At 63.5% G+C, this 1432-nt stretch carries 2 protein-coding genes; both read left to right on the forward strand.

The window, feature by feature from the left end:
* Nucleotides 1-1157, forward strand: a 1157-nt coding sequence (locus HMPREF2883_RS00200) for an ABC transporter permease (RefSeq protein WP_141758967.1), incomplete at its 5' end; no start/stop codon positions are given.
* 92 nt (nucleotides 1158-1249) lie between these two features.
* The coding region (locus tag HMPREF2883_RS15800; RefSeq protein ID WP_371080108.1) for an actinodefensin at nucleotides 1250-1432 on the forward strand (183 nt) is incomplete at its 3' end.

Raw genomic sequence — 1432 nt, forward strand, 5'->3', positions numbered from 1 at the left:
TCAGCCTTCCTCTGCTCGTCACCGCCATCATCGGATTCATCGGCAGAATCAGTGGTGACGCGCGATTCCCGGTCCTGCGCCTGGCTACCCGGAACCTGGCCCGCAACTCCGGACGGTCCGCCGCGACCGCCGCCACACTTTTCGTCTGCGTCCTGGTGGGGTCAGCGCTCTTCGTCGGCCTGTCCTCTCTGAACGCCTCCTTCGACGCCATCCTCGGCCACAGCTCACCCGTGGACGCCAGGATCTTCGGGGTCACGCCGCAGACCGATACCGCGCAGCTGACGAAGCAGGTCAAAGCAGTCGACGGGGTCAAGGATGTCACCTATGTTCCCTCCCTCGGCCTGACCCAGACCATCGATGGAAAGTCGAAGGACATTACTGTCGACGTCATTGATACCGGTAGTATCGCGCCTATTGTACGGTCCACCAGCGGCTTGGAGGGCCTCGATGACAAGACCCTCATTGTGGGCGGCATCTATAACATTCCGGACGGCTCCACAGTCACCCTGACCGGGGCAACCGGAAGTGTTGAGCTGACGGCTCGCGTCCAGGAAGGCTGGGGCGCCGCCATCAGCCCGGCAGTGGCTCAGCGCATCAACAGCAATACCCCTACCAACACCACCATGTGGGTTCGGTCCACCGGCAATTCCATGACATCCGATACCGAGCACGCCCTCAATGCGGCTGTCCGAGGTCAGGCTCTGATGGTGGCCGGTAGCGCCGCCGCCAGTGAGCAGATGTCATCCCTCATCACGAGGATGGCCCTCATCGTCTGCCTGGTTCTGGGAGCCGCCCTGGTCATCGCCTTGTCCGGGCTGGCCAACACCACGGACGTCTCGGTCCTGGAACGCATTCGAGAGATCGGGGTCCTGCGCGCCACCGGCAGCTCCCGCCAGGAGATCCGGCGCCTCATCGTCACCGAGGGGACCCTCCTGGCGGCCGTGGGGGGGAGCCTCGGCCTCCTCATCGGAATGTTCCTTGGCGCAGCAGGCACGGATGCGGCGGGAGGGGCTGCTAAGGGCATGTCTGTGCACATCCCCTACCTCGCGCTGATCGGCATGTTCGCCGCGACCCTGGCCGTCGGCCTGCTGGCCTCACTGCGCCCGGCCGGACGGGCAGCCTCGGTGCCGCCGGTCATGGCGCTCGCAGAGGACTGATCACATACCGAAGACTCGGAAACACACCCGCATCCGATGACAGCTTCCTCACCCCACACAGAACTCACATGAAGAAGGAGAACTACATGGACATGTTCTCCCGGCGCCGCACGTCACTGAGCGACAACAGATTCAGAGGCACCATGAACGCCGAGACCCGCAATCCCCTCGAAACCAGCAATTGCTTCGCCTGCCCCTTCAACGAACATCAGTGCCACAACCACTGCTTGAGCAAAGGATATCGCGGAGGGTTCTGCGGAGGATTCGCTGCCGCC

Source organism: Actinomyces sp. HMSC075C01, from assembly GCF_001812965.1.
Classification (GTDB): Bacteria; Actinomycetota; Actinomycetes; order Actinomycetales; family Actinomycetaceae; genus Actinomyces; species Actinomyces acetigenes.